This window comes from Glutamicibacter creatinolyticus (assembly GCF_006094275.1).
Lineage (GTDB): Bacteria > Actinomycetota > Actinomycetes > Actinomycetales > Micrococcaceae > Glutamicibacter > Glutamicibacter creatinolyticus.
In genome coordinates, this window is sequence record NZ_CP034412.1 from 1,592,353 (window position 1) to 1,612,614 (window position 20,262).

General features: G+C 67.3%; 19 protein-coding genes and 1 tRNA gene. 13 read left to right on the forward strand and 7 right to left on the reverse strand.

Annotated elements, in window-relative coordinates:
- Positions 1–858 (forward strand): MaoC family dehydratase, encoded by an 858-nt coding sequence (locus GcLGCM259_RS07245; protein WP_138173939.1) that lies wholly within the window; start codon positions 1–3, stop codon positions 856–858.
- A gap of 89 nt (positions 859–947) precedes the next feature.
- Here GcLGCM259_RS07245 and GcLGCM259_RS07250 read toward each other — a convergent pair whose 3' ends face one another.
- From GcLGCM259_RS07250 to GcLGCM259_RS07265, 4 genes are all read right to left on the reverse strand, one after another.
- Positions 948–2,156, reverse strand: a complete 1,209-nt coding sequence (locus tag GcLGCM259_RS07250; RefSeq protein ID WP_138173941.1) for a glycosyltransferase — start codon at positions 2,154–2,156, stop codon at positions 948–950.
- 119 nt (positions 2,157–2,275) lie between these two features.
- Positions 2,276–2,360: transfer RNA gene (locus GcLGCM259_RS07255), tRNA-Leu, on the reverse strand.
- A gap of 220 nt (positions 2,361–2,580) precedes the next feature.
- On the reverse strand, positions 2,581–3,249 hold the full coding sequence (locus GcLGCM259_RS07260) for an NADPH-dependent F420 reductase (RefSeq protein WP_138173943.1): 669 nt from the start codon (positions 3,247–3,249) through the stop codon (positions 2,581–2,583).
- A 168-nt stretch (positions 3,250–3,417) separates the two neighbouring features.
- Positions 3,418–4,719 (reverse strand): Nramp family divalent metal transporter, encoded by a 1,302-nt coding sequence (locus GcLGCM259_RS07265; RefSeq protein WP_138173945.1) that lies wholly within the window; start codon positions 4,717–4,719, stop codon positions 3,418–3,420.
- Between the two features lie 554 nt (positions 4,720–5,273).
- Between GcLGCM259_RS07265 and nrdF the strand changes: the two genes are divergently transcribed.
- On the forward strand, positions 5,274–6,245 hold the full coding sequence (gene nrdF / locus GcLGCM259_RS07270; protein WP_246049825.1) for a class 1b ribonucleoside-diphosphate reductase subunit beta: 972 nt from the start codon (positions 5,274–5,276) through the stop codon (positions 6,243–6,245).
- A 112-nt stretch (positions 6,246–6,357) separates the two neighbouring features.
- Here the strand turns inward: nrdF and GcLGCM259_RS07275 are convergent, their stop codons facing one another.
- Positions 6,358–6,801: a hypothetical protein gene (locus GcLGCM259_RS07275; RefSeq protein WP_138173949.1), complete on the reverse strand. Its 444-nt coding sequence runs from the start codon at positions 6,799–6,801 to the stop codon at positions 6,358–6,360.
- 228 nt (positions 6,802–7,029) lie between these two features.
- Between GcLGCM259_RS07275 and GcLGCM259_RS07280 the strand changes: the two genes are divergently transcribed.
- Positions 7,030–8,346 (forward strand): M20/M25/M40 family metallo-hydrolase, encoded by a 1,317-nt coding sequence (locus GcLGCM259_RS07280; protein ID WP_138173951.1) that lies wholly within the window; start codon positions 7,030–7,032, stop codon positions 8,344–8,346.
- 29 nt (positions 8,347–8,375) lie between these two features.
- A complete protein-coding gene (locus GcLGCM259_RS07285) occupies positions 8,376–9,512 on the forward strand; it encodes an acyl-CoA dehydrogenase family protein (RefSeq protein WP_138926199.1) in 1,137 nt (378 codons plus the stop codon).
- Here GcLGCM259_RS07285 and GcLGCM259_RS07290 read toward each other — a convergent pair.
- On the reverse strand, positions 9,489–9,743 hold the full coding sequence (locus GcLGCM259_RS07290) for a DUF5703 family protein (protein ID WP_138173955.1): 255 nt from the start codon (positions 9,741–9,743) through the stop codon (positions 9,489–9,491). The genes GcLGCM259_RS07285 and GcLGCM259_RS07290 overlap by 24 nt on opposite strands.
- A 45-nt stretch (positions 9,744–9,788) precedes the next feature.
- Between GcLGCM259_RS07290 and GcLGCM259_RS07295 the strand changes: the two genes are divergently transcribed.
- The 3 genes from GcLGCM259_RS07295 (at position 9,789) to mshC (ending at position 12,352) form a co-directional block, all read left to right on the forward strand.
- The gene (locus GcLGCM259_RS07295; protein ID WP_054821622.1) at positions 9,789–9,998 is read left to right on the forward strand and encodes a hypothetical protein; all 210 of its coding nucleotides are present in this window, start codon (positions 9,789–9,791) and stop codon (positions 9,996–9,998) included.
- 79 nt (positions 9,999–10,077) lie between these two features.
- Positions 10,078–10,902 carry an undecaprenyl-diphosphate phosphatase gene (locus GcLGCM259_RS07300; protein WP_138926200.1) on the forward strand — a complete coding sequence of 275 codons (825 nt, stop codon included), beginning with the start codon at positions 10,078–10,080 and terminating at the stop codon, positions 10,900–10,902.
- Positions 10,903–11,089: 187 nt separating this feature from the next.
- Positions 11,090–12,352, forward strand: a complete 1,263-nt coding sequence (mshC, locus tag GcLGCM259_RS07305; protein WP_138926201.1) for a cysteine--1-D-myo-inosityl 2-amino-2-deoxy-alpha-D-glucopyranoside ligase — start codon at positions 11,090–11,092, stop codon at positions 12,350–12,352.
- Between the two features lie 21 nt (positions 12,353–12,373).
- Here the strand turns inward: mshC and GcLGCM259_RS07310 are convergent, their stop codons facing one another.
- A complete protein-coding gene (locus tag GcLGCM259_RS07310) occupies positions 12,374–13,279 on the reverse strand; it encodes a proteasome assembly chaperone family protein (RefSeq protein ID WP_138926202.1) in 906 nt (301 codons plus the stop codon).
- Positions 13,280–13,535: 256 nt separating this feature from the next.
- Between GcLGCM259_RS07310 and GcLGCM259_RS07315 the strand changes: the two genes are divergently transcribed.
- From GcLGCM259_RS07315 to GcLGCM259_RS07340, 6 genes are all read left to right on the forward strand, one after another.
- Positions 13,536–14,249, forward strand: a complete 714-nt coding sequence (locus tag GcLGCM259_RS07315; RefSeq protein ID WP_138926203.1) for an HAD family hydrolase — start codon at positions 13,536–13,538, stop codon at positions 14,247–14,249.
- Positions 14,246–15,367, forward strand: coding sequence for a site-2 protease family protein (locus GcLGCM259_RS07320; protein WP_246049826.1), 1,122 nt, complete (start codon positions 14,246–14,248; stop codon positions 15,365–15,367). The genes GcLGCM259_RS07315 and GcLGCM259_RS07320 overlap by 4 nt, the downstream gene beginning before the upstream one ends.
- A gap of 101 nt (positions 15,368–15,468) precedes the next feature.
- Positions 15,469–16,479 carry a tRNA (adenine-N1)-methyltransferase gene (locus tag GcLGCM259_RS07325; protein ID WP_138174265.1) on the forward strand — a complete coding sequence of 337 codons (1,011 nt, stop codon included), beginning with the start codon at positions 15,469–15,471 and terminating at the stop codon, positions 16,477–16,479.
- Positions 16,480–16,606: 127 nt separating this feature from the next.
- On the forward strand, positions 16,607–18,286 hold the full coding sequence (gene arc, locus GcLGCM259_RS07330) for a proteasome ATPase (protein ID WP_421015501.1): 1,680 nt from the start codon (positions 16,607–16,609) through the stop codon (positions 18,284–18,286).
- A gap of 53 nt (positions 18,287–18,339) precedes the next feature.
- Positions 18,340–19,908: a depupylase/deamidase Dop gene (gene dop, locus GcLGCM259_RS07335; RefSeq protein ID WP_425459802.1), complete on the forward strand. Its 1,569-nt coding sequence runs from the start codon at positions 18,340–18,342 to the stop codon at positions 19,906–19,908.
- 118 nt (positions 19,909–20,026) lie between these two features.
- The gene (locus GcLGCM259_RS07340) at positions 20,027–20,212 is read left to right on the forward strand and encodes a ubiquitin-like protein Pup (protein ID WP_138173967.1); all 186 of its coding nucleotides are present in this window, start codon (positions 20,027–20,029) and stop codon (positions 20,210–20,212) included.
- Positions 20,213–20,262 lie beyond the last annotated feature (50 nt).

A 20,262-nucleotide genomic window follows, 5' to 3' on the forward strand; every position in this document is an offset into this window, starting at 1 on the left:
ATGGGTATCGAAATCGTTGACCAGCTGCCCACCATGGGCCAGGTCTACGCCCGGACGGTCAAGACCCTAGGGCGCAAGGCCAAGAACCCGGTGCTGCCCGAGCTGACCCTGGTCAAGCACGGGGCGCAGGCCGATGCGCAGAAGCTGGCCGAATTCCGCCGCGCCGTGGGCGCGCGCATGAACGGCCAGCTGCCCAGCCTCTACGTGCATTCGCTGGCCTTCCCGCTGGCGATGTCCCTGATGGTGCGCGACGACTTCCCGCTGCCGCTGCTGGGGATGATCCACCTGACCAACGAGGTCACCGTGCGCCGCCCGCTGGCCGACGCGGAGGCGTTCGACGTGGCGGTCAACGCCGAGCAGCTGGCCAAGCACGCCAAGGGCGCGACCTGCGACCTGGTGGTGCGCATCTCCACCGAGGGCGAGGAGCGGATGGTGCTGCGCAGCACCTTCCTGTCCAAGGGGGTGAAGCTCGATGGTCCGAAGCCGGAGAAGGACGCGCGCTCGGACTTCCACCCGCCGCAGGCCACCGCCGTGTGGAAGCTGGGGGCGGACACCGGCCGGGCCTGGGCTGCGGTGGCCGGGGACTACAACCCGATCCACCTGTCCAAGGTGTCGGCCAAGGTGCTGGGCATGCCCCGGGCCATCGCCCACGGCATCTACCTGGCGGCGCGCGCGCTGGCGGAGATTGAACCGGTGGGCGTGGGCTACGAATGGGAGATCGAGTTCAAGACCCCGGTGCTGCTGCCGGGCACCGTGCACCTGGCCTATGAGCAGGAGGGCCGGGACTACGAGGTGACCGCCTGGAACCCGCGCAAGCTCAAGCCCCACTTCGAGCTGGAGCTGGAACTGCTGGATTAGCCTTACCCCGCGGGAACGTCGACGGCGGCCGGAACACGCTTTGGTGTTCCGGCCGCCGTTCGTGTTGGTTCGCCCTGTTGCTCCCGCCGCTAGGCCGTGGCCGCCTGCCCGGCCCGGCGGTAGGCCTGTAGCGACTGCTGCGCGGCATGCCGCCAGGTGAACCGGGCACTGTGCGCCAGCGCCGCGGTGCGGGCGGAGGCCAGCAGCTGCGGATCCCGGGCCAGGGTGAGCAGTTGCCGCGCCCACGCCTCGGGCTCCGGTTCGGGGATGAGCCAGCCCGAGACGCCGTCGGCCACCGAATAGTTCAGGCCCCCGACCCGGTTGGCGATCACCGGCGTGCCGCAGGCCTGGGCCTCGGCGGCCACCAGCCCGAACGTCTCGGACAGTGAGGGCACGGCCACCAGGTCCGCGGCGGCGAACGCCGCGGCCAGTTCGCGCGGCGGCAGCGGACCGGCCAGGTGCACCACCTCATCCAGCTCAAGCCGGGTCGCGATGGCCCGCGGATCATAGTCGTCCGCACCGGAGCGTGCCCCGTACAGCTCGGCGGTGATCCGCACGCCCGGGTCCAGCTGCCGGGCCCTGGCGATGGCCTGCAGCAGCAGGTGGGCGCCCTTCAGCCGCTGCATCCTGCCGGCGTAGACCACGTGCAGGTCACTGCCCCCGGTGGGATTGCTCCGCGCGCGGCCGGCGCCGGCCCCGAGCTGCGGCGGGTGGAAGACCTCGTGCTCCACCCCGGGCAGCACCACGTCCAGCTTGTCCTGCGGCACCCGGTAGTGCCGGCGCAGCTGTTCCGCCTCCACCGGCGTGTTGGCGATGACGCGCTGGGCGGCGGCCAGCAGGTGCCGTTCACCTTCCTTGCGTGTGGCCGGTTCGGCGATCCCGGATTCGGCTTCCTTCGCCGCCGCCGAGGTGTGCAGACTGACCACCAGCGGGATGTGCCAGGCGGTGGCCAGTTCCAGCCCCAGCATCCCGGAGAGCCAGTAGTGGGCGTGGATCACGTCCACCGGCAGGTCGCGAAAATGCTCCCGCAGGGCCCCGGCGGCCTCATCGATCAGGCCATACAGCCCGTCCTTGGAAACCCGCCGGCCTGGAGCCACCTGCAGTTCGTGCATCCACACCCGATCCTTGACCTGCTCGGTGCGCGTTGGATCAGCGCTGCGGGTCACCAGATGGACCTCATGACCCAGCTCGGACAGCGCGTAGGCCAGGTTGCGGATGTAGACGTTCATGCCTCCCGCGTCCCCGGCGCCGGGCTGCTCCATCGGGGAGGTGTGCAGGGAAAGCATGGCGATGCGCATGGGAAAGTTCCTGGAAGAGGTCGGCGGCAGGGGGCCACTTGATGCTATCAATCAGGCCGCGCCACGCCCTTGGGATGCAAAATCCCCGGCTGGCCGAAGCCAACCGGGGATCTCCTGCGTGCGCGAAGGGGGACTTGAACCCCCACCCTCTAAACGAGGACTAGCACCTCAAGCTAGCGCGTCTACCTATTCCGCCACCCGCGCAGGTACTCGTTGTCTGCGTTGTTATCGCAAGCAACGAAGTAAAACTTTAGCACCAGTTTAAGCCGATTTCCAATTCGGCCCAAGTGCCGGCGAAACCTGCGCCATTCCGCGCCAAAAGGCGGACTGATCACGGCAAATCATGTCAATGTCCCACTCGGGGTGCCAAGGATCACACTCTAGGCTCTGCGGGGTGTCCGGCTCAGGTGACGATTCGCGCTTCTCAGTCGTGCGGCAGCAGCCGGGACAGCTCTTGGGCGCCGAGCACTTCGTTGAAGATTGGACCGTCCGGCTCCATGCCGCGCCCCTGGGCGAGGCTGGCCAGGATCACCGGCTCAAATCCCAGGGCGTCGATGAGCCTGGCGACCACGGCCGCCTCCCGGCGGTGGTCCGAGGCCACCGCCAGACCCCGGCGCTGGCTCTGCTTGCGCCGCCCGCTGGTGTCCAGGTCCCAGTGGCTGATGTGGTTCAACGCCTTCACCACCCGGGTGCCGGCGAAGTGTTCGGCAATCGCCTCGGAACTGGAGAGCCCGGCCTCCAGTGCCCGCTGGAACCAGTCCGGCAGCGGCTCGTCTTCCCAGCGGTTGGTGGCGTCCACCAGGATGGTCCCGGCCAGGGTATCCGGGTCCACCTCGTCCAGTTCCTCCTGCGGCACCATGAGCACCACCAGATCCACCGCGTCGGCAATCTGTTCGGCCGGCACGGCCGTGGCCTGCGGGGCGTATTGCGCCAGGTGGTACTTCAGCATGTGTGGTGGCCGGGAAGCGGCGATGTTCACGCCGATGCCGGCCGAGGCGGCCGCCCTGGCCAGGGAGGTCCCGGCCCTTCCGGCACCCAGCACGCCGATGCGTGTGCTGGGCGCTCCTGATTCCCCCGTGGGCTTCTCGCTCATCAGGCCTCCTTCGCGGCGGATGGATAGTTCCTGTCCTCCAGCATCCCATCACACATGCGGGCGCTCGTGCCCATCGGACCGTAGCGGGCCGATGTGAGTGAAGCACACTGCCCCGCACCGGCAGCGGTGCGGGGCAGTGTGGAATCGGTGGTCATCGCCCCGGAAGCGCTAGCCGCCAAAGACCGGCGCCAGGGCCTTGACCAGTTCGTTGACGCCCAAGGCCAGGAACAGGGCAGCGGTGATGCCCAGCGCAATGTTCGTGTGCCACTTGTTGCGCCACTGCTTCGGGGTGCGTTTGCCGTTGAGCAGACCCAGCAGGGTCAAGGCCAGGAACGGCATGAACAGCGAACCGAGTACACCGTAGGCCAGGATCAGCGCGATCGGGCGGTCCAACAGGAACAGCAGCATCGGCGGGAAGGTCAGCCACAGCACGTAGAACCTGAAGTACTTGCCGCCCACGCGGGTGTCCTCGTGTCCCGATCCCTTGCCGCGGATGTTGCCCCAGAAGTCGGCGAACATCAGCGAAACGCCGTTCCACACGCCGATGATCGAGGAGAAGGACGCGGCCCAGAAGCCGACCAGGAATCCGAGGCCCACCACGTCGCCGTAGCGTTCCTGCAGCACGTCGGTCAGGTCCAGCAGCCCGGCATCACCGGCGGAGAGCGCCACCCCGGCCGAACGCACCACCTCGGCGCCGACCACCAGCATGGCGATCACGAAGATGCCGGTGATCACGTACGCCATCGAGTTGTCGATCCGCATCACGCGCATCCACTTCGGGGTGTACCAGCCCTTTTCGCGCAGCCAGTAGCCGTAGGCGGCCAGGGTGATGGTGCCGCCCACGCCGCCGGCCAGGGCCAGGGTGTAGACCACGCCGCCCTCGGGGATCATCGGGATCAGCCCGACGAACATCTGCGGAACGTTCGGCACCGCAATGATCGCCAGACCCACCACGGTGATGAACATCAGGCCCACCAGCACGGCGGTGACCTTCTCAAAGAACGCGTAATGTCCGAACCACACCATGGCAAAGCCGGCCAGTCCCATGAAGATCGCCCAGATTTTCAGGTCCACGGCCGGGAACAGCGCCGCCAACGGCATCGCCGCGGAGCTCATGGCAGTCGCCCCGTACACAAAACCCCAGATCACGATGTAGGGCCCGAAGTACCAGGTGGTCCACTTGCCCAGGGAGCGCCAGCCCTCGAAGATGGTCTTGCCGGTGGCCAGGGTGAACCGTCCGGCACCCTCGACCAGGATGATCTTCAGGATCACACCGAGCACCACCGCCCACAGCAGTGCATAGCCGTAGCGGCTGCCGGCCACGAGGGTAGCGACCATGTCCGCGGCGCCCACACCGGTGGCGGCCACCACCAGGCCGGGGCCAACGATCTTCCATTTCGGGGGCGCACCGGAGTCCAGCCCGGTCTCCCGGTCCCGCTCGGGGATCGCCGGTTGATTCTCTTCGGACATGACGTCATCAATCCTTAGTCGTCGTGAACATCGTCAGCTCCGGCTGGCGCCCCGACACCTGCGGAGCAGGCCAGGGGAGCAGGTCAGCCGATGGTTCAAATCTAGTGTGTGAGACACCGCACAACCAGTATTCGTGACTCCGAATCCCGGCGTGCCGTCCCGCCCTCGTGCCGGAAGCATGTCGAAGGCAAAATGTGATCCTTGCGGCATCGGTTCCGGGTATCCGGACACCGGTTCCCGCGGAGGCCGCGTCGGGACGGGTCAGGGGTTTCGCGCAGCGACCGCGCGGGGCACGGGCGGGCATTTTGTTTGGCGGCCGATTGGGTAAGGTGGGGGACAGGAACACCGGGCGCCCGAACGAACCACGACGGAGCGCAACAGCAGGTGGACCACCCCAAGCTTCAAAGTCTGGCGACCGTCAATGCGACGCGCCCGCAACCACCGCAGCAGCCCGGCGCGCCGGGCACGGCTGCCCCCAGGCGTTGCGCCTGGACCGAAGACCAAGGCATGCCCGAAGGCATGCAACCCACACCGTGACACAGGGAGAGAGCCAAGTGAGCGTTGCCACCACCCCGATCAAGGCGATCAACTGGAACCGCATCGAGGATGAGAAGGACGTGGAAATCTGGAACCGCGTCACCGCCAACTTCTGGCTTCCCGAGAAGGTGCCGCTGTCCAATGACATCCAGTCCTGGGCGACCCTGAGCGACGGGGAGAAGCAGATGACCATGCGCGTGCTCACCGGGCTGACCTACCTGGACACGCTGCAGGGCACCATCGGCGCCGTCTCGCTGATCCCGGATGCGCTGACCCCGCACGAGGAAGCGGTTTACACGAACTTCGCGTTCATGGAGTCCGTGCACGCCAAGAGCTACTCCTCGATCTTCTCCACCCTGTGCTCCTCGCGCGAGATCGATGAGGCCTTCCGCTGGTCGGAGGAAAACCACGAGCTGCAGAACAAGGGCAACATCGTCCGCTCGTACTACGACGGCACCAACCCGTACAAGAAGAAGATCGCCTCCACCATGCTGGAGTCCTTCTTGTTCTACTCCGGGTTCTACACCCCGCTGCGCTGGGCCACCATGTCCAAGCTGACCAACAGTGCCGACCTGATCCGCCTGATCATCCGCGACGAGGCCATCCACGGCTACTACATTGGGCTGAAAAACCAGCGCGCCATGGACCAGAACCAGCTGCCGCAGGCCGAACGCGATGAGCTGAAGAACTTCACCTTCGAACTGCTGCACGAGCTGTACGAAAACGAGGTCAAGTACACCCACGACCTGTACGACGACATCGGCTGGAGCGAGGACGTCATCAAGTTCCTGCACTACAACGGCAACAAGGCGCTGATGAACCTGGGCTACGAGGCCATGTTCCCGGCCGAGCTGACCAACGTCTCCCCGGCGATCCTGGCCTCGCTCAACCCGGGCTCGGATGAGAACCACGACTTCTTCTCCGGGTCGGGCTCCTCCTACGTCATCGGCAAGGCCGAAGCCACCGAAGACGAGGACTGGGGCTGGTAACAGCACCTTGCCCCTCCCGGGCCGTCGGCTTCGCCGCACGGTCCCCGGATGAATCCTCGGCGCGGCGGGTCACCATTTGTGGTGCCCCGCCGCGCCGACGGCAATTAATGGCCTAACTGTGGCGTATAGCTGGCTGCAGGTCATTCAGGATTGCTGATTCGAGTCTCTGGAACGCTCTGGAAAAGTCGGCTCTTGCGCCCTGCACGGGAAGGAGATCATGCGTAAATGAGCTGACGTAATCGGTAAAACTGTGCAAGGTCTCTTCTGCGAGTCGGACGATTTCAGGTGGGCATAAGATCTTGACGCGAGTTAGGTGGACGTTGAGATCGAAAGCTATAGCAGATTGTTCCTCCGGCGTGAGATATTGCTGCGGCTCACGCACACGGTAAAAATTTAGAAGGTCGGTGTAGATCACAATCTTTTCTTGGCGCAGCCAAACATTTTGCTCCCGTATATGGTTTTGCCGATTTGTATGTAGAGCTATGGCTCCTCCGATAATTGCACCGCCCAAACCAGACAAAGCAGAAACTATAGAAATCCAGGGCTCGATTGACATCTATCCATTATCGCCACCTTGCCCGTTGCACACTAACAATCGAGGGCCATTCGGATAACCGAGTAGCCCGTTAGAAACACTTTGCTTGATCCTTTTCAGAGGGGGAGCGCGGGTCGAGAACAATTCTGGAGAGTCAGTATGCGCGGGCGAAAGCCGCGCTTTCGGATTAGGCTGGGAACAAGTCAGCGCACCGCAGCGCAAAACCCAGCATCACAAGGGGGATTGGCCATGCCCAAGGAACCGGCCCTGGAACGGCTCGAAGCCGAAACCGTTGAGTTCTGCCGTGAACTGATCCGCATCGACACCACCAACTACGGCGGCAACAAAGGCCAGGGGGAGCTGCAGGCCGCCCAGTACGTGGCCGAACTGCTGCGCGAGGTGGGCCTGGACGCCAAGATCTACGAATCGGCTCCCGGCCGGGCCAACGTCGTGGCGCGGCTGGCCGGCAGCGACCCGGACCTGCCGGCGCTGGTGGTGCACGGGCACCTGGACGTGGTGCCGGCCATCGCCGAGGACTGGAGCGTGGACCCCTTTGCCGCCGAGCTGATCGACGGGATGATCTGGGGCCGCGGGGCGGTGGACATGAAGAACATGGACGCCATGATCATCGCGGTGATCCGCCACATGGTGCGCGAGCGGATCACCCCGCGCCGCGACCTGGTCATCGCGTTCTTCGCCGACGAGGAGGCCGGCGGTGACTACGGGGCCGGGTGGATGGTCACGCACCATCCCGAACTGTTTGCCGGGGCCACCGAGGCGATCAGCGAGGTCGGCGGGTTCTCGGTGGACATCAACGGCCAGCGGGCCTACATGCTGCAGACCGCGGAAAAGGGCATCGCCTGGTCCAGGCTCACCGCCCACGGCACCGCCGGACACGGCTCCCAGCTGAACCCGCAGAACGCGGTCACCGAACTGGCCGCCGCCGTGGCCCGGATCGGATCCCACCGGTGGCCGCTGTCCTACACGCCCACCACCCGGGCGCTGCTGCAGCGGATCGGGGAACTAAGCGGCCTGGGCTTCGATGAAGCCGACCCGGCCCCGCTGCTGCGGGCCATGGGCAACGTTTCCCGCTTTGTCGGGGCCACCTTGCAAAACACCGCGAACCCGACCGCACTGTCCGCCGGGTACAAGCACAACGTCATCCCCGGACAGGCCGAGGCACTGATCGACGCCCGCACCCTGCCCGGGCAACACGAACAGACCCTGGCCACGCTGCGCGAACTGGCCGGGCAGAACGTCCAGCTGCACGTCGACCACGAACAATCCTCCCTGGAGGTGCCCTTCTCCGGGGAACTGGTGGATTCAATGGGCACCGCCCTGCTGGCCGAGGACCCGGACGCGGTGGTGCTGCCCTACATGCTCTCGGGCGGCACCGACAACAAGTGGCTGGCCACCCTGGGCATCACCGGCTACGGGTTTGCGCCGCTGCAGCTGCCGCCCGAACTGGACTTCACCGGCATGTTCCACGGCGTGGATGAACGCGTGCCGGTCACCGCCCTGCACTTCGGCTCCCGGGTGCTCGCCCGACTGCTGAGCACCTACTAGAGCACGCCCACCCACGAAAGGACACACCAGTGGAGATCACCGAGGCACTGCCCGAGGAACTGCTCGAGCGCTTCCGCGCCCGCGCCGCCGGCTACGATGAGCGCAACACGTTCTGCACCGAGGACTTTGCGCAACTGCGCGACCGCGGGTACCTGAAGGCGCTGCTGCCGGTGGAGCGCGGCGGCTACGGCTGGGGGCTGAGCGAGCTGGCCCTGGCCCAGCGCCGGCTGGCCACCGCCGCCCCGGCCACGGCGCTGGCGGTGAACATGCACCACGTGTGGGCCGGGGTCGCCCAGCTGCTGGCCGCGCGCGGGGACCAGCGCCTGGCGATGGTGCAGGACTGGATCGCCGAGGGTGAGGTGATGGCCTTCGGGATCAGCGAGCCGGGCAATGACGCGGTGCTCTTCGATTCAAAGACCACCGCCGAGGAGCGCGGGGACGGCTCGGTGGCGTTCACCGGCACGAAGATCTTCACCTCCCTGGCCCCGGCCTTCACCCGGCTGGGCGTGTTCGGCAAGAACGCCGAAGGGCAGCTGGTGCACGGGTTCGTGGCCCGCGGCGAGGGCGTCGAGTCGCTGAATGACTGGAACACCCTGGGCATGCGCGCCAGCCAGTCGCACACCACCAAGCTGTCCGGGGCCATCGCCCCGGCACAGTGGGTGCACACCCGCCTGGCCGCGGGCCCCAACCCGGACGCCCTGGTGTTCGGGATCTTCGCCTCGTTCCTGACCCTGACCGCCAGCGTCTACGTGGGCCTGGCCGAGCGTGGGCTGCAGCTGGGCACCGCGGCCCTCCAGCGCCGGGTGCACCAGGACGGGCAGGCCTACACCCAGGATGTGCGCGCCCGCTCGATCCTGGCCGAGGCCGGAATGCGCATGCTCACCCTGGATGCGCTGCAGCGCCAGGTCGCCGGGGACCTGGACGCACTGGTGGACCACGGGCCGCAGTGGTTCCCGAAGCTGGTCACCCTGCGCACCAGGGCGGGGGACTGGGCGCGGGAGAACGTCCAAGACGCCGGCCAGCTGATCGGCGGGGGCGGCTACTTCCGGGGCAGCGAGTTCGAGCGGCTCTACCGGGACGTGCAGGCCAGCTGGTACCACCCGTCCAATGCGGCCTCGGCGGCGAACACCGTGGCCAGCTGGCTAGTGGGACCGCTGGAAGACTGAGCCCTCCAGGGTGCCGCTCACCCGCATCACCCGCCGGCGCAGCCAGTACTTGAAGGCCCCGCCCTCGTAGCGGCAGGTGCGCACCAGCTCCCACTTGCCGTTCTCGGCGTGCTCCTTCAGGGCCGCGCGGGCCAAATGCTTGGGCTCCCCGGGGAACGAGGTGATCACCAGGTACTCGAAGCGGTCATCCGCGGGCTGGTGCAATGGTGCCTTGATCCGTTCCTGAATCATCAAACCCCCTACCGTGCCGGTCTATTCGGCTGTAGCGTGTGTGCCATGAGCGTCGATCCCAACTATGCCTTGCAGGTCTTCATCGCCCGCCTGGAAAACCACCTGGAGGTCATCTCCACCAGCCGCGGCGCCACCGACGCGACGGTGGACGCCGCCTTTGGTGCGTTGGCCGATGCCTTCGAGGCGTACGACGATGCTTTGTACGACAAGTATGGCGAGTTGTTGCCGTTTACGATACCCAATGACGAGTCGTGACTACGACCACGGGCGGATTTTTGGGGACCCCGGTGTTTTAGGCAGGGGTTTGGCCTGGGACTTGAAGTAGTGTCGAGGGGTGAATTGGTTTGAAGCAGCGTTCCTGGGTCTGATCCAGGGACTTACCGAGTTCCTGCCCATCTCCTCATCGGCCCACCTGCGCATCGTGGGAGAATTCCTGCCCAACGCGCAGGACCCGGGGGCGGCGTTTACCGCCATCACCCAGCTGGGCACCGAGACCGCGGTCATCGCGTTCTTCTGGCGTGACATTGTGCGCATCATCGGCGCCTGGTGCAAGGCGCTGGTTGGCAAGATCCCGCATTCGGATCCGGACGCGAAGATGGGCTGGCTGATCATCCTCGGCTCGATCCCGATCGGCGTGCTGGGCCTGCTGCTGGAGGACTACATTGACACGAACTTCCGTTCGCTGTGGATCGTGGCCACCATGCTGGTGGTCTTTGGCCTGTTCCTGGCCGCCGCCGACCACTACGGCAAGCAGGTCCGCCCGCTGGAGCAGCTGACCTTCAAGCACGGCATCCTCTACGGCTTCGCCCAGGCGATGGCCCTGATCCCCGGCGTCTCGCGCTCCGGCGGCACCATCACCGCCGGCCTGCTGATGGGCTACACCCGCGAGGCCGCCGCCCGCTACTCCTTCCTGCTGGCCATCCCGGCCGTCTACCTCTCCGGGCTGTACAAGCTGTTCAAGTCCTTCTCCGAGCCGATGGTCTACTCCATGGCCGAGACCGGGCTGGCGACCCTGATCGCGTTCGTGGTCGGCTTCGTCATCGTGGGCTGGTTCCTGAAGTTCGTCTCCACCCACTCCTACATGGTCTTCGTCTGGTACCGCATCGCCCTGGGCCTGGCCCTGTTCATCCTGCTGGGCATGGGGCTGATCAGCGCCTAGCCGGAGCCCGCTCGTGCCCTCTTCCCGGCCCCGGTCAATTATTTGGCCGGGGCCGGGAATATCTGAACCAGATGGTGACTTGGCACTTATAGAGAAACTTTGGTGATGCCCGGCCCGGCAGTTGGCGCGGGGCCGGGGCATCACCGCTGATCGCGCACTTTTGCGCCGTTTGAAAGGACACCCCTGCGTGCACGCTTGGACCAGCCCGGAAGTACCGCACCTGGTGGGCAGCGCCCCGATCCTGGAGCTCTTCGACACCGCCACCGGCAAACAGCGTCCCACCGCCCCGGCCGAGAAGGCCAACGCCCCGGCCAGCATGTACGTCTGCGGGATCACCCCCTATGACGCCACCCACATGGGGCACGCCGCCACCTACGTGACCTTCGATCTGCTGCACCGCACCTGGCTGGATAACGGGCGCAAGGTCACCTACACGCAGAACGTCACCGACGTGGATGACCCGCTGCTCGAGCGCGCCGCCCAGCGCGGGCTGGACTGGCGCCAGCTGGCGCAGGAGCAGACCGACCTGTTCCGCGCCGACATGGAGGCGCTGAACGTGATCGCGCCGGACCACTATCTGGGCGCGGTGGAAACCATTGACCTGCTGATCCCGTACATTGAGGACTTCCTGGACAAGGGCCTGGCCTACCGGGTCCCGGCCGGGGCGGACGGGGTGGAGGGGGATGTCTACTTCGACACCCTCGCCGCCCAGAACGAGGCCTGGCAGCTGGGCACCGTCAGCGGCTACGGGCGCGAACTGATGGAGCAGCTCTCGGCCGAACGCGGCGGGGACCCGCAGCGTGAAGGCAAGCGCGATCCGCTGGACCCGCTGCTGTGGCGTGCCGCCCGTGAGGGGGAGCCTTCCTGGGACGGGGGCACCCTGGGCGCCGGCCGCCCGGGCTGGCACATTGAGTGTTCGATCATTGCCCGCTCCACACTGCCGGCCCCGTTCACCGTGCAGGGCGGGGGCAGCGACCTGATCTTCCCGCACCACGAATTCTCCGCCGCCCACGCCTCGGCCGCCGACGGCAAGCCGCTGGCCGAACTGTACGTGCACACCGGCATGGTGGGCCTGGACGGGCAAAAGATGAGCAAGTCCCTGGGCAACCTGGTGCTGGTCTCCAAGCTGCGCGAGGCCGGGGTGGAACCGGTGGCAATCCGCACCGTGCTGCTGGGCCAGCACTACCGCACCGACTGGTTCTGGACCGACGAACTGCTCCAGCAGGCCCAGGCCCGGGTGCAGCGTTGGCGCTCCCGGATCGAAGGGGCCGGACTGGCCGAGGCGACCGCGCTGATGACCCGGATCCGCTCCCGGATGGCCGATGACCTGAACTCGCCGGCCGCCCTGCAGGCAATCGACCAGTGGGCCGAGGCCGGCGCCGAGGGCTCCGGGGAGGGCTCGGAAGTGATCCGCCGCGGACTGGATTCCCTCTTGGGGCTCAAGCTCTAGGGCCGAGGCCCTGGGCTGCCGCTAGATCTCAAAGTCGGGGCCGCTGCCGCCGTAGCCGCGGTCCCGCCGTTTGAGGTAGCGCTCAAACTCACGGGCGATCGATTCCCCGCTGGCTTCCGGAAGCTCGCTGGCATCGGTCGCCCGTTCCAGTTGCTGCACATAGGTGGCGACCTCCGGATCCGCGGAGGCCAGCTCATCGACCCCACGCTGCCAGGCTAGTGCGTCATCGCGCAGCTGGTCGGCGGGGAAATGGGTGGCCAGCAGCTCCTCGAGCACCTCCACCAGGGCCAGCTGCACCTTCGGGCTGGGCGCCTGGGCCACGTAGTGCGGCTGCTGCGCCCACACCGACAGGCTCGGGGTGCCCAGCCGTTCAAAGATCATTCCCAGCACCGCCGGGATGCCGGTGGGCCCCTCATACTTCGACGCCCCGATCGACAGGTGCTCCTGCAGCAGCGGGTCATCGGAGTTCACCAGCACCGGCACCGGACGGGTGTGCGGCACATCGGCCAGCAGCGAGCCGACGCTCAGGCAGGCCGCCACCCGGTGCGGGGAGGTGAGCTGATGCAGTTCCCGGCAGAACGCCTGCCAGCGGTAGGTCGGTTCCACCCCGAGCGCCACCAGCAGGTCCGCCGGGGCCTGGGGCAGTTCGATGCGGTACACATCGGTTTGCGGCCACTGGATGCTGCGCACCCCGCCCTCGCGGCTCACCTCCGGGCGGGTGAACTGGTAGTCGTAGTACTCGTCCTCGCCCACGGTGCCCAGGTATTCGGGTTCGGCCGTGTTCAGGATCAGGCGCACCGCGTCGCTGGCGGCGCTTCCGGCATCGTTCCAGCCCTCGAACGCGCACACCAGCACGCTGTTGCGTCCCTGCTGGCCGCCGCGCGCGGCGAAGCCGGTCAACGTTGGACGTGGATTCTGCGTGCTCATCTGCGCTCCCTGCCTGTGCTCCGGCCCGCTTTGCCGGCCGGTCGGCGTCCTTCGCCACCCGCCTGCCGTTGTCCGCAGCGGGTACTGCCGAGTCTTCCACCCCGGCACCGTGCAGGGCAACGCTGCAACGCCGGTTCGGCGTCCGGGGGCCGAAGCCGCCGGGCCGGGTGATCTTGCTCGCCCGTCGCGCCGCGCACCTGGGCGTTCGCCGGTCGGGGCGGGCCGGGATCCGGCCCGGTTCACGTAGAATCAAGACATGCCTAGCCACAACGAGCACGCCCCGCTCCCGCGCCGCGACCACCGCATCCAGGCGGTGCTGTGGGACATGGACGGCACGGTGATCGACACCGAGCCGTACTGGATGGCCGCCGAACGGCGCCTGGTGCTGGCCCACGGCGGGACCTGGAGCCAGGCCCAGTCCGAGGCGCTGGTCGGCGCCGCCCTGCCCACCGCCGCCCGGGTGCTGCAGCAGGCCGGGGTCCAGCTGGGCGTGCGGCAGATCATTGACGAGCTCTCCGCCGAGGTGATCAGCGGGCTGCGCCGCGAACTGATCTGGCGTCCCGGGGCGCTGGAGCTGCTCCAGCAGTTCTCCGCCGCCGGGATCCCGCAGGCGCTGGTGACCATGAGCGAACGCAGCATCGTGCAGGACTTCCTCACCCAGCTGCCCGAAGCGTACTTCGACGTGACCGTCACCGGGGACGAGGTGGAGCACGGCAAGCCGGACCCGGAACCGTACCTGCGCGGGCTGCAGCTGCTGGGCGAGAAATTCGAGACTTCCCTGGACCCGGCCCAGTGCGTGGGCCTGGAGGATTCACTGCCGGGCATCACCGCGGCCAGCGCCGCCGGGCTGTTCGCGGTGCTGGTCCCCAACGCCACCGACCCCGGCCAGGGGCCGTGGCGGCGCAGCGAATCGCTGCGGCAGCTGTCCATTGAACAACTGAACACCTGGTTGGAGCAGATCAACGCGTGAGCGAACTGAACGAGAAATCGCCCGGGCTCCGGCTGGGCAGGATCGCCGGGGTCCCGGTCTACCTTGCCTACTCCTGGTTCTTCATCACCGTGGTGATCACGGTGATCTTCGGCATGCAGCTGCAGCGCACCGCCTGGATCCCGGCCACCACCGCCTACCTGCTGGGGTTCATCTGCTCGCTGATGATCGCCCTGGCCGTGCTGATCCATGAGCTGGCCCACGCCATGGTGGCCCGCTACTTCAAATGGCCCAACTCCCACATCGTGCTGACCCTGTGGGGCGGGCACACCCAGTTCGGCTCCTTCCAGGCCACCCCGGGCGCTTCCCTGCTGGTGGCGCTGGCCGGGCCGGTGAGCAACTTCGTGATCGCCGGGATCGGCTGGGTCGCGGCCACCATCTTCGAACCGACGTTCATGATCGGGGCGATCCTGAACTTCGTGATCTACGCGAACCTGCTGCTGGGCATCTTCAACATCCTGCCGGGCCTGCCGCTGGACGGCGGGCGGCTGGTCGAATCGGCCGTGTGGAAGGCCACCGGCAGCCAGGACCGCGGCACCATCGTGGCGGCCTGGGTGGGCCGGGCGATCGCCGTGGGCATCGTGCTGTGGTTCGCCGTCATCCCGCTGGTCATGGGCCGGGCGCTGGAGACCACCACCCTGGTGATCGGGGTGATGGTGGCGCTGTTCATGTGGCAGGCCACCAGCGCGCTGATCGCCCACGCCAAGCTGCGCCTGCGCCTGCCCGGGGTGAAGGCCGGGAACCTGATGAGCCCGGCCAGCGGGATGCTCAGCACCGTGAACGTCGCCGACGTGCGCCGGCGCCTGGCCGCCCGCGGCGGACAGATCGTGCTGGTGGACCCGCACGGGATGCCGATCGCGGTCGTCGACGAGGGCGCACTGAGCGCGGTGCCCGAACACGCCGGGCCCACCACCCCGGCCACCGCGGTCAGCCGGGCACTAGGGCAGGGGGCGGTGATCGCCCAGTACTCGGACGGGGACACCCTGATCCACTACCTGGCCACCGTGGAAACCGCCGAATACGCGGTGATCAGCGAGGAAGGGTACATCGTGGGGGTGCTGCACCAGGAACAGATCCTGCGCGCCCTGAACGTGCGCTGACCCGCCCACCCGCAATTTTTCGCCCGCACACCGGGCACACCAATACTGTAGACAGCATCAGCCAGAAGGAAGCCAATTTCGTGAGCCAGAACCAAGCCAGCATGCCCCACGGGGCCGCCGCCCGCCGCGGACCGTTTCGGGTCGGGGACCGGGTGCAGCTGACCGATGAGAAGCGCCGCATCAACACCATCACCCTGGAGGCCGGCGGGCAGTTCCACTCGCACAAGGGCATCCTGGAACACGATGCGATCATCGGGCTGCCCGACGGTTCGGTCATCGAGAACGTGGAGGGCTACCGCTACCAGCTGCTGCGCCCGCTGGCGAAGGACTACGTGCTGTCCATGCCGCGCGGGGCGGCGGTGATCTACCCGAAGGACGCCGCGCAGATCGTGCAGTTCGGGGACATCTTCCCCGGAGCCCGCGTGGTGGAGGCCGGGGTGGGTTCCGGGGCCCTGTCGATCTCGCTGCTGCGCGCCATCGGGGACACCGGGTTCCTGCACTCCTTCGAACGCCGGGAGGAGTTCGCCGAGATTGCCCGCGGGAACGTGGACACCGTCTTTGGCGGCGAGCACCCGGCCTGGCAGATCTCCATCGGGGACTTCCAGGACAAGGTGGTCGAACTGGAGGAGCCGGGCAGCGTGGACCGGGTGGTGCTGGACATGCTCAGCCCCTGGGAATGCCTGGACGCGGTCGCCACCGTGCTGGCCCCCGGCGGGGTGTGGACCAACTACGTGGCCACCGTGACCCAGATGTCCCGGGTGGTCGAGGCGATCCGCGCCTCCGGGCAGTTCACCGAACCCGAATGCTTTGAAACCCTGGTGCGCGGCTGGCACGTGGACGGGCTGGCGGTGCGCCCGGACCACCGGATGGTGGCGCACACCGCGTTTCTGATCACCGCCCGCCGACTGGCCGATGACTCCCAGGGCATCCCGAAGGCCAAGCGCGTGAAGGAGCACAACTTCGCCGCCGAGGACGTCTCGGCCTGGACCAGGGACCACGACGAATCCGAATGGACGCCCGAAGCCCTGGGGGAGCGCGGGGTCTCGGACAAGAAGCTGCGCCGGGCCGCACGTGATGCAACTCGCCCTGCACGGGTGCGTGAACAGGAGTAGATTCCAGTATGTGGGCAACATTCGCTCATCGGATTACGGTGCGGCGTACTTGCTCCGTAGGATGACCTAAGACGGGAAACCCATTAATGGGCCAGCTGACCGTTGCCGATGCCGTGGGAGGGATCAAGTGTCCGAGCACAATGACCAGGAACTGACCGAACGACTGTCCATGACCGAACGCCAGGTCAACGTGTTGCGGGACAAGAACCGCAACCTGGACCGGCAGCTGGCCACGCTCAGCGGCAACAATCAGCGCCTGGTGGCCATGCTCGAACGCACCCGCGAACAGATCGTGGATCTGAAGTCGGCCCTGGAAAAGGACGGGGACACCCCCTTCAGCCACGGCACCATCCTGGCCAAGCACCCGCGCCAGCACCCCGAGGCGGGCACCGGGATCGAATCCACCGCCGTGCAGTCCGCGGACATTTCCCAGGGCGGGCGGCGCCTGCGGGTGGGCATCAGCCCGCTGCTGGACTTCGAGAAACTGCACGTGGGCCAGCAGGTGCTGCTGAACGAGGCGATGGTGATCGTCGCCGCCCTGGGCTACGAGCACACCGGTGAACTGGTGACCATCAAGGAAATCCTGGAGCACCACCAGGTCGTGGTGATGGCCCGCGCCGATGACCAGCGGGTGGTGGAACTGGCCCAGCCGCTGCGCCAGGAACACCTGCGGGTGGGGGACCAGCTCACCCTGGACCCGCGCACCGGGCTGGCCATGAGCCGGGTACAGCTGACCGACATGCAGTCCCTGGTGCTGGAGGAAGTCCCGGACATCTCCTACTCCGACATCGGCGGGCTGAGCAACCAGATCGAGGCGATCCAGGACGCGGTGGAGCTGCCCTTCAGTCATCCGGAGCTGTACCGCGAACACGGGCTGAGCGCCCCGAAGGGCATCCTGCTCTACGGGCCTCCCGGGTGCGGCAAGACCCTGATCGCCAAGGCGGTCGCCCACTCGCTGGCCGCCCGCGCCGCCGCGAAGTCCGGGCGCACCGAGGCCCGCAGCTACTTCCTGAACATCAAGGGCCCGGAGCTGCTGGACAAGTACGTGGGCGAAACCGAACGCCACATCCGCCTGATCTTCGCCCGCGCCCGGGAAAAGGCGCTGCACGGGGACCCGGTGGTGGTCTTCTTCGACGAAATGGACTCGCTGTTCCGCACCCGCGGCACCGGGGTGTCCTCCGATGTGGAGACCACCATTGTCCCGCAGCTGCTGGCCGAGATCGACGGCGTGGAGCGGCTGGACAATGTGATCGTGATCGGCGCGTCAAACCGTGAGGACATGATCGACCCGGCGATCCTGCGCCCGGGCCGGCTGGATGTGAAGATCAAGATCCGCCGCCCCACCGCCGAGGGTGCCGCGGAGATCTTCGGCAAGTACCTGACCACCGACCTGCCGCTGCACGAATCCGAGGTCGCCGCCGACGGCGGGGACGCGCAGGCCACCGTGCAGCGGATGATCCACGGCACCGTGGCGGACATGTTCGCCACCGACGCCTCCAACCAATACCTGGAGGTCACCTACGTCAACGGGGACACCGAGATCCTGTACTTCAAGGACTTCGCCTCCGGAGCGGTGATCCGCAACGTGGTGGACCGGGCCAAGAAGCGGGCCATCAAGGCGCTGCTGACCACCGGGGAACGCGGGCTGAAGATGGAGTACCTGCTGGCCGCGGTGCGTGAGGAGTTCGCCGAACACGAGGACATGCCCAACACCACCAACCCGGATGACTGGGCCCGGATCTCCGGGCGCAAGGGGGAAAAGATCAGCCACATCCGCTCCCTGGTCGACGCGCGGGGTGCCCAGTGAGCGCCCGGCGGCTGGTCGGGCTGGAGACCGAGTACGGGGTCATCCGCCCGGGCATGCCCAAGGCCAACGCCACCGTGCTCTCCGCACAGATCGTGGACGGCTACGCCCAGCTGGTGCGCCACGGGGACGCGGCCCGGCGCGCCGCCCGCTGGGACTACAGCGACGAAACCCCGCTGCGTGATGCGCGCGGCTACACCATCAGCCGCGAGCAGGCCCACCCCAGCCAGCTGACCGACGTGGAACCCACCGTGGAGGAGACCAAGGTCTGGGACGCGGAGTCCATCGCCCTGGACGGCGGGGATGCGCGCATCGGGCGCACCCTGTACCAGGAGGCCGAGTCCACCGACGTGGTGATGAACATGGTGCTGGGCAACGGCGCCCGGCTCTACGTGGACCACGCCCACCCCGAATACTCCAGCCCGGAGGTCACCACCCCGCGCGACGCGGTGCTCTACGACCAGGCCGGGGACGAGGTGGTGCGCCTGGCCGCCGCCCACGCCGCCCAGCGCGGCGGCGGGGAACTGCTGCTGTACAAGAACAACACCGACAACAAGTCCGTCTCCTACGGGGCGCACGAGAACTACCTGGTGCCCCGTGAAATCGACTTCGCACGCCTGGTTGAGGGTCTGACCCCGTTCTTCGCCAGCCGCCAGATCATCTGCGGCGCCGGACGGGTGGGCCGCGGCCAGCTCGGTGGGGGCGCCGACTTCCAGATCTCCCAGCGCGCGGACTTCTTCGAGGCCGAGGTGGGGCTGGAAACCACCATCAACCGCCCGATCATCAACACCCGGGATGAACCGCACGCCAACTGGGAGAAGTACCGTCGGCTGCACGTGATCATCGGGGACGCGAACCTGGGCCAGGTCTCCACCCTGCTGCGGGTGGGCACCACCAACCTGGTGCTCTCGCTGATCGAGGCCGGCCAGGCCCCGGATCTGGAGCTGGCCGACCCGGTGGGGGCGCTGCAGGCAATCAGCCACGACACCTCGCTGCGCACCGCCGTGCGGCTGCGCGGGGGTGCGCAGCTGAGCGCCATCGAGATCCAGCAGCGCTACCTGGACGCCGCCGAGGCGTACTGCACCGAACGCGGGATCACCGATGAGCACACCACCGAGATCCTCACCCGCTGGCGTGAAACCCTGCAGGTGCTGGCCACCGACCCGGCCAAGGCCGCACGCACCGTGGACTGGGTGGCCAAGCAGCAGCTGATCACCGGGTTTGCCGCCCGGCACGGGGTGGGCCTGGATGACCCGAAGGTGGCGCTGATGGATCTGCAGTGGGCTGACCTGCGCAAGGACAAGGGCCTGTACTACCGGCTGGCCGCGCGCGGGATGATGGAGGCCCTGTACAGCCAGGAGCAGATCGCCGCGGCGGTGTCTGAACCGCCGGCGGACACCCGTGCGTTCTTGCGCGGCAAGGTGCTGCAGCACTATGCGGACCACGTGATCGCCGCCAACTGGGATGCGCTGTCCCTGTCCATGCCCGGGGCCCGGCGCGTGCGGCGGATCCCGCTGCCCGAGCCGCTGCGCGGCACCCGCGCCGAGGTGGGCCAGCTGTTCGAGGCCGAGCTGGAGATTTCGCAGTTCCTTAGCGAGCTGGCCAAGCAGCACCCGGTCGGCTGACAATGGCAGCAAGCGCCCACCGGCACGGTGCGGCCCCAATTTCATAAGCAGAACGGCTGTCCCGTCAGCGGCCCACCGACCCGTCGGCGCCACCAGCCACCACGAAGAAGGAGTAAGCATGAGCCAGGAAAGCATTTCCCCGCGCAGCAACCGCCAGGAACAGGAACAGCAGGTCGAGCAGGCCCTGACCCACACCCAAGGCACCGAAGCCGGGGTGGATGACCTGCTTGACGAGATCGACTCGGTGCTGGAGACCAACGCCGAGGAATTCGTGCGCGGCTTCGTCCAAAAGGGCGGCCAGTAGGCCCAGCCCGCCTTCACCCGCGACGGGCAGTGGCCTGGCGCACCACCAAC